Origin of the sequence: Streptomyces alkaliterrae, from assembly GCF_007097205.2 — a bacterium.
Taxonomy (GTDB): domain Bacteria; phylum Actinomycetota; class Actinomycetes; order Streptomycetales; family Streptomycetaceae; genus Streptomyces; species Streptomyces alkaliterrae.
Genome location: NZ_VJYK02000127.1, coordinates 1 through 14,997, shown reverse-complemented (window position 1 = coordinate 14,997; position 14,997 = coordinate 1). Strand labels below are relative to the sequence as shown.

Annotated in this window: 8 protein-coding genes; 7 read left to right on the top strand and 1 reads right to left on the bottom strand. The window is 73.5% G+C overall.

What is annotated here, in order from left to right:
• The 6 genes from FNX44_RS13960 to FNX44_RS13935 form a co-directional block, all read left to right on the top strand.
• The coding region (locus tag FNX44_RS13960) for a non-ribosomal peptide synthetase (RefSeq protein WP_143648527.1) at nucleotides 1–3,895 on the top strand (3,895 nt) is incomplete at its 5' end.
• Nucleotides 3,892–9,294, top strand: coding sequence for a non-ribosomal peptide synthetase (locus FNX44_RS13955; protein WP_143648525.1), 5,403 nt, complete (start codon nucleotides 3,892–3,894; stop codon nucleotides 9,292–9,294). The genes FNX44_RS13960 and FNX44_RS13955, both read left to right, overlap by 4 nt.
• Entirely contained in the window at nucleotides 9,291–10,433 is a 1,143-nt protein-coding gene (locus FNX44_RS13950) for a saccharopine dehydrogenase NADP-binding domain-containing protein (protein ID WP_143648523.1), read from the top strand. Before FNX44_RS13955 ends, FNX44_RS13950 begins: the two co-directional genes overlap by 4 nt.
• Nucleotides 10,430–11,506, top strand: a complete 1,077-nt coding sequence (locus tag FNX44_RS13945) for a Gfo/Idh/MocA family oxidoreductase (protein ID WP_143648521.1) — start codon at nucleotides 10,430–10,432, stop codon at nucleotides 11,504–11,506. Before FNX44_RS13950 ends, FNX44_RS13945 begins: the two co-directional genes overlap by 4 nt.
• Nucleotides 11,503–12,294, top strand: coding sequence for a thioesterase II family protein (locus tag FNX44_RS13940; RefSeq protein ID WP_143648520.1), 792 nt, complete (start codon nucleotides 11,503–11,505; stop codon nucleotides 12,292–12,294). Before FNX44_RS13945 ends, FNX44_RS13940 begins: the two co-directional genes overlap by 4 nt.
• Nucleotides 12,291–12,929 (top strand): O-methyltransferase, encoded by a 639-nt coding sequence (locus FNX44_RS13935; RefSeq protein ID WP_143648518.1) that lies wholly within the window; start codon nucleotides 12,291–12,293, stop codon nucleotides 12,927–12,929. The genes FNX44_RS13940 and FNX44_RS13935 overlap by 4 nt, the downstream gene beginning before the upstream one ends.
• A gap of 124 nt (nucleotides 12,930–13,053) precedes the next feature.
• Here FNX44_RS13935 and FNX44_RS13930 read toward each other — a convergent pair whose 3' ends face one another.
• Nucleotides 13,054–14,433 carry an FAD-binding oxidoreductase gene (locus FNX44_RS13930; protein WP_143648516.1) on the bottom strand — a complete coding sequence of 460 codons (1,380 nt, stop codon included), beginning with the start codon at nucleotides 14,431–14,433 and terminating at the stop codon, nucleotides 13,054–13,056.
• Between the two features lie 175 nt (nucleotides 14,434–14,608).
• Between FNX44_RS13930 and FNX44_RS13925 the strand changes: the two genes are divergently transcribed.
• On the top strand, nucleotides 14,609–14,941 hold the full coding sequence (locus tag FNX44_RS13925; RefSeq protein WP_143648529.1) for a VOC family protein: 333 nt from the start codon (nucleotides 14,609–14,611) through the stop codon (nucleotides 14,939–14,941).
• Nucleotides 14,942–14,997: the final 56 nt, after the last annotated feature.

The following is a 14,997-nucleotide window of genomic DNA, read 5'->3' as shown; positions in this document are numbered from 1 at the left end:
GGCCGGGGTGGCCCGGGGGTACGTGGGCGCACCGGAGTTGACCGCCGAGAAGTTCGTGGAGGTCGACGGCGGGCGCTGGTACCGGACCGCCGACCGGGCCCGCTACCGGCCCGGGGCCGTGATCGAGTTCCTCGGCCGCGCCGACCTCCAGGTCAAACTGAACGGCTACCGGGTCGAACTCGGCGAGGTCGAGCGGGCGCTGGGCCTGCATCCCGGGGTGCGCGACGCCGTGGTGGCGCCGGTCCCCGGGCACGGCGGCGCGCTGTACGCCCTGGTCGCTCCGGGCTCGGTCGACCCCGAGGAGGTACTGGCCACCGCGGCCCGGCAGGTGCCCGCGTACATGGTGCCCGCCTGCGCCGTGGCCGTCGACGAGCTGCCGCTGAGCCGCAACGGCAAGATCGACCGCGCCGAGGCGGGCCGACTGCTGGCCGGAGCGTTGGACGAGCGGGCGTCCGGCGGCGCTTCCACGGCCCCGCGCGGCGCGGCGGAGGAGACGGTCGCCGCGCTGTGGGCGGAGCTGCTCGGTGGCGGGCCGATCGGCCGGGACACCAACTTCTTCCACATCGGCGGCGACAGTCTGCAGGCCACCCGCCTGCTCGCCGCCCTGCGCCGGGAGGGATACGACGCCAGGCTCGGCGACCTGTTCACCCGGCCCACGGTGACCGGTTTTGCCGGGACGCTGACGCGCGTCGGGCCTCGGGCTCCCGACACGGTCCCGGCCGACCCGGCACACCGGTACGACCCCTTCCCGCTCACCGACGTGCAGCGCGCCTACTGGCTGGGCCGCGACCCCGACTTCGCGCTCGGCGGCGTCGCCTCCTACTGGTACTGGGAGTTCGAGAGCGACCGGGTCGACCTGGATCGGCTGGAGGCCGCCTGGAACCGGCTGGTGCGGCGGCACGAGATGATGCGCGCCGTGCTGGACGGGGAGGGCGGCCAGCGCATCCTGCCGGACGTGCCGTACTACCGCTTTGCGGTCACCCGCACCACCGCGGCCGACCACGAGAAGGCGGTCGCCGCACTGGGGGACATGGCGCAGCAGGTCCTCGACGTGACCTCCTGGCCGCTGTTCGACGTGCGCGCCGTGCAACGCGAGGACGGCCGCACGGTGTTCGGCGTGGGCTTCGACTACGTGGTGCTCGACGCGCTGTCGATCATGACCATCTTCACCGAACTGAACGCGCTGTACGCCGATCCCGGCCTGGAACTCCCGGCGATCGACCTGTCGTTCCGCGACTACCTGCTCGCCCGGCGGACCGACCCCGTGGCCAGGGCGCGCGACGAGGAGTACTGGCTGAGGACGATCGAGGACCTGCCCGCGGCACCGGCGCTGCCGATGGCCCTCGACCCGGAGCGCGTCGACCGGCCGCGCTTCGTACGCGACGAGTTCCGCCTCGACCGGGAGACCTGGACGAAGCTCCGCCGCCGTACCGCCGACGAGGGGCTGACCGCCTCGACGGTCGTGGCGGCCGCCTTCGCCGAGGTCCTGGCGGCGTGGAGCGCCGAGACCTCCCTGACCCTCAACCTGACGGTCTTCGACCGACAGGACGTGCACCCCCAGGTGGGCCAGGTGGTCGGCGACTTCACCTCGCTGCTGCTACTCGGCCACCACAGCCGTCCCGAGGGCTCCTGGGCCGACACCGTGCGCCGGTTGCAGGGGCAGGTCTGGGAGGGCATCGAGCACCGCGGCGTCTCCACCACCTGGGTGCTGCAGCAGCTCGCCCGGCGCACCGGGGGCGGCCAGACGCTGATGCCGGTGGTGTTCACCTCCACGCTCGGGGTGAGCGCGGACTTCAAGGATCTCGAGTTCGGTTTCGGCGAGCTGCGCCGCGGCCTCTCGCAGAGCCCGCAGGTGGCCCTGGACTGCCAGGTGGTGGAACGCGGCGGCGGACTGGCCGTCAACTGGGACCACGTCGACGGGCTGTTCAGCCCCGGCGTCGTCACCGCGGCACTGGAGGCGATGCGCCGCCTCCTGGTCGCGCTCGCCGACAGCGACTGGTCGTGCCCGGCTCCGCCGATCGCCCTTCCCGACGCGCAGGCGAAGGTGCGCGCCGAGGTGAACGACACCGCGGCGGCCCGCCCCGCCCGGACACTGCACCAGCCGGTCCTGGACGTCGCCCGCCGCACCCCGGACGCCGTCGCGGTGCGCTCTGCGTCGGGCCTGGCCCTGACCTACGCCGAACTGGCCGGGCGCGCCCTCGGCGTCGCCGGGTACCTGGTCTCGTGCGGGGCGCGGCCGGGCGAGACCGTGGTCGTCTCGCTGCCGAAGGGGCCCGACCAGGTGGTCGCGGTGCTCGGCGTGCTGGCCGCGGGCTGCGCGTACGTCCCGGTCGGGGTCGGCCAACCGGCCGCGCGGCGCAACCGGATCGTGCGGTCCGCCGGGGCGCGCCTGGCCCTGGTCTCCGACGGGCCCGAGCCCGGCGGGGACTGGGACCAGGCGGTGCGACGGGTGTCGGTGGCCGAGGCGTCGGCGGCCGAACCGGTCGCCGAGCCGGTGCCGGTCGACCCGGCACAGCTCGCGTACGTCATCTACACCTCGGGCTCCACCGGCGAACCCAAGGGGGTGGAGATCACCCACGCGGCCGCCGCCAACACCATCGACGACGTCAACGCCCGCTACGGCGTGGGGCCCGACGACGTCGTCCTGCAGGTCTCGGCTCTCGACTTCGACCTGTCCGTCTACGACCTGTTCGGGCTGCTCGCGGTGGGCGGCACCGTGGTGACGCTCACCGAGGACGTCCGGCGGGAGGCGGCCGTGTGGGCCTCTCTCGCCGCCGAGCACGGGGTCACCGTCTGGAACACGGTGCCCACCCTGCTCGACATGCTGCTGGTGGCCTGCGAGTCGGACACTCGCCTGCCCCGGCTGCGGGTGGCGATCGTCTCCGGCGACTGGGTCGGGCTGGATCTTCCCGACCGGCTCCGGGCGGCCGCCCCGGACGCGCTGCTCGTTGCCATGGGCGGCGCCACCGAGGCCTCGATCTGGTCGAACGCCCACGAGGTGCCGGCCGTCGACCCCGCGTGGGTGTCGATCCCGTACGGGCGCCCGCTGGCCAACCAGCGCTTCCGCGTGGTCGACGCGCACGGCCGGGACCGGCCCGACTTCGTGCCAGGCGAGCTGTGGATCGGGGGCGCCGGTGTGGCGCTCGGCTACCGCGGGGACCCCGACCGCACCGCGGCCTCCTTCGTGACGGCCGGGGGCGAGAGGTGGTACCGCACCGGAGACCTGGGCCGTTACCACCCCTCGGGGGTCCTGGAGTTCCTGGGTCGGCGCGACCACCAGGTGAAGGTGCGCGGGCACCGGATCGAACTCGGCGAGATCGAGACCAGGCTGCGCGAGTTGCCCGGCGTCGCGGGCGCGGTGGCGTGGGTCGACAGCAGTGCCGGGGTGCGCCGCCTGGCCGCGGTCGTCACCCCGGAGCGGGGCGCGGGCCCCGCGCCGACCGGAGCGGAGCTGATGGACGCGCTCGCCGGGCAGCTGCCGGCCCACATGCTCCCCGAACACCTCACCGTCGTCGACCGGCTGCCGCTGAACGCGAACGGCAAGGTGGACCGCGCCGCCGTCGCGCAGGCGTACGGGCTGCGCGACGCGGCGGAGAGCGCACCGGCGGACGACCGGCCGCGGGGAGACACCGAGCGCGCGGTGGCCGAGGTGTGGTCCGCGCTGCTGGAGGCTCCCGGGGTGGGCCGCGGGGCCAACTTCTTCGCGCTGGGCGGCGACAGCCTCACCGCCACCCGGGTCGTCCGGCAGTTCTCCAGGCGCTTCGGGGTGGAGCTCTCGCTGCGCCAGCTCTTCAACCACCCGACGATCGCCGGGATCGCCGCCGTCATCGACGCCGAGATCTCCGGCAGCCACCAGCACGAAGCGTCCGTCCGACTGGAAGAAGGTGTCCTGTGACCGCCGCCGACATCATCAGCGAACTCGAACAGGCCGGCCTGCACCTGTGGGAGGACGAGGGCAGGCTTCGGTTCCGGGGACCGGAAGGGGTGATGACCCCCGAGCGCCGCGAACTGCTCGCCGGCTGCCGGGAGGACGTGCTCCGGGCGCTGCGCGAGCGCGGCCCTCGGCAGGTGCGGCCCGATCCCGCCTCGGCCCACGAGCCGTTCCCGCTCACCGAGGTCCAGTCGGCCTACCTGCTGGGCCGCCGGGGCGCCTTCGAGTACGGCTCGGTGCCCTGCCACGCCTACGGCGAGCTGGAGTTCCCCGCACTCGACCGGGACCGACTGCTGACGGCCTGGCAGCAGGTGGTCGACCGGCACGACATGCTGCGCGTGGTCATCGACTACGACGGCTACCAGAGGGTGCTGGAGGACCCGCCCGCCCCGGTCATCGGCTGGCACGACGCGACCGGGCTGCCGGAGGCGGCGGGCGAGGAGGCGCTTCGCGAGGTCCGAGGCCGGCTCTCCGCCGAGTCCAAGGACGTCACCGTGTGCCCGCTGTACTCCCTGGAGGTCACCGAGCTCGCCGACCGGGCCGTGCTGCACTTCTCCATCGACTTCCTGATCGCCGACTACGTGAGCATCTACCGGCTGCTGGACGAGTTCGGCACCTTCTACGAGGACCCCGACGCCGCTCTCCCGGCCCCCGCGATCTCGTTCCGCGACTATCTGCGGGCGGAGCGCGCGGTGCGGCAGGGCCCGGCCTACGAGCGCGACCGGGACTACTGGACGGCGCGCCTGGACAGTCTGCCGCCGGCTCCCGAACTGCCGTTGGTCGACCGGCCCAGCCGGCAGGGCCCGGCCGGCTTCACCCGCCGCGAGCTTCGGCTGGACCCCGTACGGTGGTCGGCGCTCAAGGCCCGCGCCGGGGAGCAGCGGGTCTCCGCCTCGACGGCCGTGATGGCCGCGTACGCCGAGGTGATCGGCCGTTGGAGCCGCAATCCCCGGTTCACCCTCGACGTGACGGTGCTCAGCCGGCTGCCGCTGCACCCGGACGTGGGCGACATCGTGGGCGACTTCACCTCCGTCGAGCTGCTGGCCGTCGACGGCGGCTGCGCCGGCACCTTCGCCGAACGCGCCCGCAGGGCGGGCGAACAGCTCTTCCAGGACCTCGACCACCGGCTGTTCTCGGGTGTGGAGGTGCTGCGCGAACTCACCCGCCGGCGGGGCCAGCAGGGTTCGATGATGCCGGTGGTGTTCACCAGCGCCATCGGGCTCTCCGACGGCCTCGCCCCGCAGGGCCTGATGCGGTCCGAGATCCGCAACGGCATCAGCCAGACGCCGCAGGTCTGGGTGGACTGCCAGGCCATGGAGGCCGGCGGGTCGCTGCTCGTCAACTGGGACGTGCGGGACGGCACGGTACCCGGCCCGGTGCTCGACGACATGTTCGCCGCGTACCGCGACCTGCTGCACCGGCTCGCCGACGAGGACGACGCGTGGGACGGCGACCCGCTCGCGCTGCCCGAACACCAGGCGCGGCAGCGGGCGGCGGCCAACAACACCGCCCGGCCGCTCAGCGACGCGCTGCTGCACCGGGCGCTGCTCGACGAGTCGCGCCGGCGCCCGGACGCGACGGCGGTCGTCGACCACCGCGGCAGCGTCGACTACGCCACACTGACCGGTCGGGCCGCCGCGGTCGCCGCGGCGCTCGCCGCGCAGGGCCACAAGCCGCACCAGCGCGTCGCGGTCGTACTGGACAAGGGCTGGGAGCAGATCGCCGGGGCGCTCGGGGTGCTGCTGGCCGGCGGCACCTACGTTCCCGTCGAGGCCGGCCAGCCAGACGCCAGGCGCAACAAGATCATCGAATCCGCCGGGATCGGCCTGGTGGTCGCGCACAGCACGGTCGGCGGCGAACTGCCCGCGGACCTCGGCCGCATCGACGTGGACCGGCTGCCCACACTGCCCGCCGAGGCCGCCGAGGCCGCGCCGGTCGCCCCGGACGACTCCGCGTACGTCATCTTCACCTCGGGCTCCACCGGCGAGCCCAAGGGAGTGGAGATCAGCCACCGTGCGGCGGTGAACACCCTGGACGACGTCTGCCGGAGGTTCGGCGTCGGCGCGCACGACGTCGCGCTGGGCCTGTCGAGCCTGGGCTTCGACCTCTCGGTCTTCGACGTCTTCGGGGTCCTCGGCCGGGGCGGCACCCTGGTGCTTCCGGACCCGGAGCGGCGCGGCGATCCCTCGCACTGGGCCGAGCTGATCAGCGCGCACGGCGTGACCGTGCTCAACACGGTGCCGGCCCAGATGATGCTGCTGGAGGAGTACCTGCGCGGCGACGTCCGCGAGCTGGGGAGTGTCCGGCTGGGCATGATGTCGGGCGACTGGATACCCGTCACGCTCCCCGACGCCGTGCGCGCACGCCTTCCCCGGGTGGAGCTGTACAGCCTCGGCGGCGCCACCGAGGCGTCGATCTGGTCGATCGTCCACCCGATCGGCGAGGTCGACCCCACGGCCCCGAGCATCCCGTACGGCACTCCGCTGGAGAACCAGCGCTTCCACGTGCTCGACGCGTTCCTGCGGCCCTGCCCCGACCTCGTCGTGGGCGACCTGTACATCGCCGGGGCCGGCCTCGCCACGGGCTACCTCGGCGACCCGGAGAAGACCGCGGCCGCCTTCTTCGAGCTGCCGGACGGCGAGCGGGTCTACCGCACCGGCGACCTCGCCCGCTATCTGCCCGACGGCACCCTGGAGTTCATCGGCCGCGACGACCGGCAGGTCAAGATCCGCGGCCACCGCGTCGAACTCGCCGAGGTGGAGTCCGCCCTGGCCGCCGATCCGCAGGTCGACGCGGTGGCGGCGACCACGCAGGGCGAGCGCAACGACCGCAGGCTGGTCGCCTTCGTCTCGCCCGCGCCGGCCGACCCGGCCGACCACGCCGTGGACCCGACCCTGCGGCCCGAGGTGCTCGCGGCCGCCGACGAGGTCCGCGACGGGGTGGACGTCGCGAAGGTGGTGGAGTTCGCGGCCGTACTCGACGACGCGGCGCTGCGCCGCATGGTCGACGTCCTGCGCCGGGAGGGCGTGTGGCCGGACACCGCGACGCGCCACAGCACCTCCGAGATCATGCGGCTGGCCGGAGTGGCGCCCAAGCACGAGCGGCTGGTGCGCCGCTGGCTGGCCGCCTGCGTGGAGAACGGCTACCTGGACAGGGCCGAGGACGGCACCTTCGGCTGTCCGCGCCTGGTCTCCCCCGAGGACGTCGAGCAGGCGTGGGCCGAGGTCGACCGGCTGCTGCCGGAAGCCAACGACCGCCCCGAGCTGGTGGACTACTTCAAGCTCGCCGCCGCCCACCTGCCGGAGCTGATGCGCGACGAGCGGGACCCGCTGCGGATGCTCTTCCCCGAGGGCGACCTGAGCATCCACGAGGCCGCCTACATGGAGGGCTTCCTCTCCCGCTACCTCAACCGGCTGGCCACCAGCACCGTGCTGGGCGTGGCCCGGCGCAACGCCTCGGGCCGGCCGCTGCGGGTGCTGGAGGTCGGGGCGGGCGTCGGCGGCACCAGCGTCGACACCATTCCCGCGCTGGACGGCGAGAACGTCCGCTACACCTTCAGCGACGTGTCGCAGTTCTTCCTGAACAAGGCCGGTGAGCGGTTCGCCGACCGCCCCTGGGTCGACTACGCGCTGTTCGACTTCAACGAGCCGTTCCGCGAGCAGGGCGTCAGGCCGAACTCGGTGGACGTGATCCTGTGCGGCAACGTGATGCACTACGCGAAGGACGCCCGCGCGGTCCTCCGCCGGATGCGCGAGGCGCTGGTGCCGGGCGGGTGGCTGGTCTTCATCGAGACGACCCGCGACAACTACCAGATCCTCACCTCGATGGAGTTCCTCTTCGACGCCACCGCCGGGGACTTCCAGGACGTGCGCCACGGCAGGGACCAGACCTTCATCGGCCGCCGCCAGTGGTGCGACCTGCTGTCCGAGGCCGGGGCCGAGCTCGAGCTGTGCGTCCCGGCGCCGGAGGACGAGCTGGCCCGCATCGGGATGCACGTCTTCGCGGCCCGCTTCAAGACCGACCGCGAACCGGTCGACGCCGAGGATCTCACCCGGCGGCTCGCCGAGCGGCTCCCGGCGGAGATGATCCCCTCGCGCGTCGAGGTGCTGGACGCGCTGCCGCTGACCGACAACGGCAAGGTCGACCGCGCCACCCTGGCCGAGTGGGCCGAGCAGCACCGTACGACGGGGACCACGGCCGCCGGGGAGGGCCCGCGCGCGGCCGGCGGACTGGAGTCGAGCGTCGCCGAGGTGTACGCGGAGGTGCTGCGCGAGTCGGAGGTCGCGCTCGAAACCAACTTCTACGCCCTGGGCGGGGACTCGCTGCTCGCCGCCCAGCTCGTCACGGCGCTGCGCGAGCGGGTGCCGGCCGCGGGCGAGGTCTTCTTCGACGAGTTGCTGCGCGAGTTGCTGGGCGGCGCGTCCGTGCGCGAGCTGTCCGCCTTCCTCCAGCAGGGGCAGGACGCGCCCGAGCAGAGCGGGGCCGGCGACGAACTCGTGCTGGCCGGGGCGGCGGACGCCCTCGGCAATCCGGTGCACGTCCTCGTCGGCGACGGCCTGGGCGGCGACGCGCAGCGGCTCGCGGCGGACCTCGGGGCGCTCGACCCGGTGATAGTGGTGCCGCCGGTGCGGGTGGGCGAGGGGCAGGACCTGGACGACGTGGCGCAGGAGATCGTGGCGAAGGTACGGGCGCTGAGCCCGGGGCCGTTCCACCTGGTCGGGGCGCACATCGGGGGCGTGCTGGCGCTCGCCGTCGCCCAGCAGTTGGTCGAGCTGGCCGCCCCGGTGTGCGGACTTACCGTCCTGAGCAGCTACCCGCTGCCCGCCACGGTCCGCGACGACGTCCTCGAAGAGGCGCTGCTCTGCCTGGACCGCGGGCAGGATCCGGCCGCCCTGGGCTACCCGGACGCCACCGCGCTCGGGGCGGCGCTCGCCGAACTCGCGCCCGCCGGCGACATCCCGCCTGGCGCGCTGGCCGCGCTGGCGGACGGCGGGCCGGAGCTGCGGGCGGTGGGCGAGACGGCGGCCGCGCTCGGCGCGCGCTCGCGCCAGGAGCGGCTGGCCGGGCTCGCCGGGGCACTGGGCGTCGGGGCGGACGAGCTCGCCGGACGCCTCGCCGGGGGAAGGGCGTTGGCGGCCTGCGTCGCCGCCCACGACCTCGGTGTCTACACCGGGGAGACCCGGCTGCTGGTGCACGAGGAGGAGTCCCCGGTCTGGCCCGACATGGCCGCCGACATGACCGCGCTCTGGGAGTCGGTCTGTGTGGGCGGAATCCGGCGGCGGACAGTGCCCGGCGACCACTTCACCTGCCGTGAGCTGGTCACCTCCGATGTGATCGGCCTGCCCGAGGAGGAGAACGCGTGAGCGAGCACAGCACCCCTTCGGTCGCGGTCGTCGGCGCCTACGGCGCCGTCGGCGCGGCCGCCGTACGGGCGATCGCCGAGCGCCTTCCGGACGCCGTCGTGCGGCTCGGCGGGCGCGACCGGACGCGGGCGAAGACCCTGCTGGCAGAGTCCGGCCTGCGCGGCGAGGCGGTCGAGGTCGACCTGTACGACGGGCGGTCGCTGGCGGCGTTCTGCCGCGGTGCGCGCGTCGTCCTCAACTGCGCGGGCCCGTCCTACCAGGTGCTGGACCGGGTGGCCTGGGCCGCGGCGGCGGCCGGCGCCGACTACGTCGACCCGGGCGGCGACCTACCGCTCCTGGAGGCCCTCACCCGGCCGGGCACCTTCGACAGGACGGCCGTCATCACCGCCGGCATGCAACCGGGGCTGACCGGCCTGCTCCCCCGCCATCTGTGCTCCACCATGAGCGACCCGCGGCGGCTCACCGCCTACGTGGGCACGATGGACCGGCTCACCCCGGCCGGCGCCGCCGACTACCTGCTCTCCATGGGCGGTGCCTACGGGGAGGCGCGCGGGGCGGTCAGGGGCGGCATCCGCGTGGAGCGCGAGCTGGAGCCGCGGACCGGCGTCGAACTGCCCTACGCGGACAACCGGGTGGACGTCTACCCCTACCTGAGTTTCGAGTCCGCGCGGCTCCCCGAGGTCACGGGGCTCACGGAGATCGACTGGTACAACGTCTTCGACGGCGGCGCGCACATGATGAACTGCCTCAGTCGGCTCCAGGGGGCGATGCGCGGCGAGTCCGGGCTCGCCGAGGCGGCCGAGGAGCTCACCCGCGCCGCGGCGCTCGACCTGTTCGGCAGGGACCCGTTCCAGCTGATGCTCTTCGAGGTGACCGGCACCGACGACGCGGGGCGGCCGGCGACCCGCAGCCTGGCTCTGCGCGCCGGCGACACGTACGCCCTGACCGGCCTGGCCAGTGCGCTGGCCGTGCTGGCGGTGCTGGACGGAAGGGCCGCCCCGGGGGTGTGTTACGGCTCCGACGTGCTCGACGCCGGGACGGTGCTCGCCGCCCTGCGGGCCGAGCCCGCGGTCGAGCTGCTCGACGTCGTCGACCGCCCGATCCTCGCGGTCCGTGCCATGGAGGAGGGCGAACTGTGACCCGCCCACGCGTCCTGGTGGCCGGTACCGGCTTCGGCCGCGCCTACCTGGCGGCCTTCGAGCGGGCGGACTTCGACTTCGAGCTGGCCGGCATCCTCGCGTCCGGCAGCGCCCGCAGCCGCGCCTGCGCCGAGCACTACGGCGTACCGCTGTGGTCCACCGTCGACGAGGTGCCCGACGACGTCGACCTGGCCTGCGTGGTCGTCGGCGGGGTGATGAACGGCGGCCCCGGTCCGGCGCTTTCCCAGGCGCTGATGCGCCGCGGCGTGCACGTGCTGCAGGAGCATCCGCTGCACCCCGACGAACTGGTGGCGTGCCTGCGCGCCGCCACCGAGGCCGGTGTGGTGTTCCGCCTGAACACCCACTATCCGCACGTGGAGCCGGTGCGCCGCTTCATCGGCGTGGCCCGCGACCTGGTGGCCCGGCAGCGGCCGCTCTTCCTCGATGTGACCTGCGCCTTCCAGGTGCTCTACACGGTCTTCGACATCCTGGGCCAGGCGCTGGGGGCGATCCGCCCGCACGGCGTCGACGCGGCACTCGCGACGGCGGACGAGGCGCCGTACCGGAGTCTCACCGGCCGTTTCGCCGGTGTCCCGATGTCCTTCCGGCTGCAGAACGAGCTGGTGCCCTCCGACCCGGACAACTACAGCCACCTCTTCCACCGCGTCACCCTGGGCACGGACGGCGGGCACCTCACCCTGGTCAACACGCACGGCCCGGTGGAGTGGAGCATGCGCCCGCACATGCCCGGCGACATGAAGGAGCTGGTCCGCTTGGGCGACTCCGCCGCCCCGCACCTGAAGGTGCCGAGCGTGCAGCATCTGGGGCCGGCGGAAGGCGCCTCGTACACCGAGGTGCTGCGCGAACTGTGGCCGCGGGCCACGGCGCGGGCCATCGGCGCGACCTGGGACGACGTCCGGGCGGGCGCCGACAGCCGGGGGCACGTGCAGTACCACGTCGCGCTGGCGAGGCTGGCGATGCGCGTGACCGAGGCGTGCGGGCCGGTGCGGCTGCACCACCCGAAGGCGCCGGAGCTCCTCTCCGCCGCGGACCTGTCGGAGGTCGGAGCATGAGCAGCGAGCCCCCGAACCCCTGGCTGCGCCGCTACTTCCCCCGGCCGGGGGCCGGGCGGCGCGTCGTGTTCTTCCCGCACGGCGGCGGGTCCGCGAGCTTCTACCGCCCGCTGGTCCGCGAACTGCCCGACGGCGTCGAGGGTGTGGTGGTGCAGTACCCCGGCCGGGAGGACCGCATCGGCGACCCCTGCCGCACCGACATGCCCGGCCTCGTCGAGCCGCTGGCCGAGGCGCTGACCGAGCTCGACGACAAGCCCGTGTGGTTCTTCGGGCACAGCATGGGCGCCTCCGTCGCGCACGAGGTCACCCGGCTGCTCGGCAGGGCGGGCGAGGCGGTCCCGGAGCGGCTGGTCGTCTCCGGGCGCCCCGGCCCGTCCCGGCAGCGACCGGACGACAAACACCTGGACGACGAACGCTTGTGGGCGGACGTGTGCCAACTCGGCGGCACAGATCCGCAGTTGCTCCAGATTCCGGGCGTCCGCGAGATGACGCTGCCGGTGCTCCGGGCGGACTACCGGCTAGTGGGCACCTACCGTCCGGAGCCCGGCCGCCACCTCTCGGTGCCGGTGAGCGTCTGCTACGGCACCGAGGACCCCGAGGTCGACACGGCGGACGCGGCGGCCTGGGCGGAAGTGACCTCGGCGCACACCGAACTGGTCCGCTTCCCCGGCGGCCACTTCTACCTGCGCGGCACCGCGCGGGCCGAGTTCACGCACTGGCTGGCCCGGCGGCTGCACGGCCGCTCCCAACACTCCCACGCCGACACCGCGGGAAGGAACCGAGGATGATCGTACGACCCGTCGTGGAGAAGTACGCCGAGGAGGCCTCGTCTCCCGCGCCCACCTGGCTGGCCGCCCTGGTCGCCGACACCGAGGCCGGGACCGACCTGCCGGCCATGATGGTGGGGAGTCTGGAGGGGGAGTTCCTGGCCTCCCTGGTCTTCGCCCTCCGGCCCCGCCGCATCCTGGAGATCGGCACCTTCACCGGCTACTCCGCGCTCTGCATGGCACAGGCGATGCCGGCGGACGCCGAGCTCCACACCTGCGAACTGAGCCCGCTGCACGCCTCGATCGCGCGGAAGCACTTCGGGGCCTCGCCCTGGGCCGACCGCATCCACCTCTGGGAGGGCCCGGCCCTGTCGTCGCTGGAGGGCCTTCCCGGCCCCTTCGACCTGGTCTTCGTCGACGCCGACAAGACCGGCTACGTCGACTACTACGAGGCGGTGCTGCCGAAACTGTCCCCGCACGGGCTGATCCTGGCCGACAACGTCCTCCAGTTCGGCGGCGTCGCCAACGAGCGGGACCAGCAGCCCGACACGGTCGCCATGCGCGCCTTCAACGCGCACGTCGCCGCCGACCCGCGGGTGCGGCAGAGCGTGCTCACCGTGCGCGAGGGTGTCAGCGTCATCCGGCGGGTCCGCTGAGCGGACCCCCGCGCGCGAGGCGCCCGGGCTCGTGGAGGAGTCCGGGCGCCTCGCGCGGAGTTGCGGTCGCTCCCGCAGCCGAGCGGCGGGTGCCCGTCCGCGGGTCGCGGGCGGGCACCCGGCCTCAGCTCGCGGGCTTGATGTTGTTGTTCGTGTGGAAGAAGTTCTCGGGGTCGTAGACGGCCTTGATCCGGGTCAGCCGCTCGAAGTTGGACCCGTAGGCGTCCTCGATGCGTTCGGCGGCGTCCGCGCCCAGGTGGTTGGCGTAGACCGCGCCGGTGGTGTACGGCAGGAGTTCGGAGTACACCTTCTCGGTCCACTCGACGGCCTCCTCGTCCTTGGCCGGGTCGGTCCAGGAGGTGAGGATGCTCGTCAGGTAGCCCTCACGGTGCAGGAAGGGGGTCTCCGACGCCGGCACGTTCGACATCACACCGCCCATCAGGCCGCCGCCGACCAGGCTCCGTTCGGAGGGGGCGTTGACAAAGCCGTCGGCCAGGATCTGCAGCGGCTCGTCGCGCAGTTCGGGCAGCAGGAACGAGCGCGGGTAGTACCGGTGGCCGGCGACGGTGTTCTCGTCGAGCATCCGCTGAACGGCCACGTAGGGCATCGGGCCGCAGTGGTCGAGGAGCGCGCCGGTGCCCAGCCCGCGCATCTGGCCGATCAGTTCCTCGGTGGAGTCGTCGGGGGCCGCGTGCACGAAGCCCAGGCCGATCGCCGGTGCGCCGCCCGGCGCGGTGAGGAAGGCGAAGGAGGTGGTCAGCTCGTCGGGGGCGGTCCGGTTGAACTCGTCGAGCCGCCGGGCCACGTCCACCGTCTGGTCGATGGGGAAGGCGAGCAGGCCCGCCATGCAGTCGCCCTGCGGGTGGAGGTCGAACTCGAAGCGGGTGGCCACACCGTAGTTGCCGCCGCCGCCGCGGATCGCCCAGAACAGGTCGGGGTGGTCCTGCGCGGTGGTGGTCACCAACTCGCCGCTGGCCAGCACGATGTCCGCGGAGACCAGGTTGTCCACGAGCAGACCGCGGTAGCGGGCGAGCCAGCCGAGGCCGCCGCCGAGGGTGAGTCCGCCGATGCCGATGTAGGACTCCTGGGAGCCGGTGACGGCCAGACCGAAGCTGGTGGTCTCGGCGTCGACGTCGCCCTGTTCGAGTCCGGGCTGGACGACCAGGCGCCGCTTGGCGGGGTCCACCCGGATACCGCGCAGCCGGGAGGTGTCGAGCAGCAGTCCGCCCTCGATGGTGCCGGTCCCGGCGAAGCAGTGGCCGCCGCCCTTGACCGCCAGCTCGATGTCGTTCTCCCGCGCGAAGTTGACGACCTTGACGACGTCCGAGGCTCCGTCCACCTGGACGATCGCCCCGGGGCTCTTCTGGAAGTAGCCGTTCCAGATCTGCTTGCGCTCGTCGTAGTCGGCGTCCTTCGCGGTGATGATCCGGCCCCTGACCGCCTCACCCAGCTCCGCGAGCCTGGATTCCGGGATGGCCGTACCGGTCGCGGTGACGAGTCCCACGTCAGTCCTCCTCTGGGGTTGGCGGTCCGGCCCGCGCGCTCACGCGGGAAGGCCGATGCGAGGAGAACGTACGGCCCCCGAAGGGCCCGCGACACGGGGGTGAAAGAGGGCGGAAAGGCCCCCCGGTCCGCGCTGCGCGCTGGCTACGCTGACGCACATGTCTGCACTCCGCGCGATGCCCCTGCTCACGGTCAGCGATCTCGATTCCGCAGTGGAGACCCACATCCGGGTCACCGGAATGGAAGTGATCATGAATCACGGCTGGATCGCCACCCTCGCTCCGCCCACGGACCACTCCGTGCAGGTCAGCCTGATCACCAAGGACCCCACCGGGCCGGTGAACCCGGTGGCCTCCATCGAGGTGGCGGACCTCGACGCGGCCCTGGCGGGGGCCCGTGCCGCCGGGCTGGAGATCGTCTACGGGCCCGCCGACGAGGAGTGGGGCGTACGGCGCTTCTTCTACCGGGACCACGACGGCAACGTCGTCAACGTCCTCGCCCACCTCTGACCGCCATGGCCTCCGCCTTCCGCCTTCCCGCCCACGGAACGCGCTCCCCCGCGCCC

Bases quoted from the DNA above. Each gene is read 5' to 3' on its own strand.
- FNX44_RS13940 (WP_143648520.1), top strand. From the start codon at position 11,503: ATGAGCAGCGAGCCCCCGAACCCCTGGCTGCGCCGCTACTTCCCCCGG.
- FNX44_RS13935 (WP_143648518.1), top strand. From the start codon at position 12,291: ATGATCGTACGACCCGTCGTGGAGAAGTACGCCGAGGAGGCCTCGTCT.
- FNX44_RS13925 (WP_143648529.1), top strand. From the start codon at position 14,609: ATGCCCCTGCTCACGGTCAGCGATCTCGATTCCGCAGTGGAGACCCAC.